At 75.2% G+C, this 314-nt stretch carries 1 protein-coding gene; it reads right to left on the bottom strand.

The window, feature by feature from the left end; translation table 11 throughout:
* On the bottom strand, positions 1 to 314 hold a 314-nt coding region (locus DZG00_RS16720; protein WP_119455882.1), incomplete at both ends, for an NAD(P)/FAD-dependent oxidoreductase.

Below are 314 nucleotides of genomic sequence, written 5' to 3'. Positions count from 1 at the left end.
CGGCGCCCTCGTGCCCGCTCGCGTGCCAGAGGCGGGGCAGCCGCGGATCCGGCCCGACGACGGGCAGGTGGTCGGGCAGGTACGGCCGGAAGCCGCCGTAGGAGCGCATCGCGTTCGCCTCCACGAGGAAGGGGAAGAGCCGCACGGCCTTCGCGGCGAGCTCCTCGAGCACGGCCACGCGCAGCGACGCGTCGAATCCCACGCGCTCGCGGCTGGATCCGATGAGCACGGTCCCCGACGGCGTCGACTCCACGACGCCCGAGGTCTGCAGGGCGCCGTCGCCGGATCCGACCGCGCCCACGTAGTCGCCGTCG

The organism is Clavibacter lycopersici, assembly GCF_003576405.1.
In the GTDB taxonomy this organism is placed as follows: domain Bacteria; phylum Actinomycetota; class Actinomycetes; order Actinomycetales; family Microbacteriaceae; genus Clavibacter; species Clavibacter lycopersici.
Note: the sequence above shows the minus strand (reverse complement) of the source record. Positions and strands in the feature narration are given on the sequence as shown.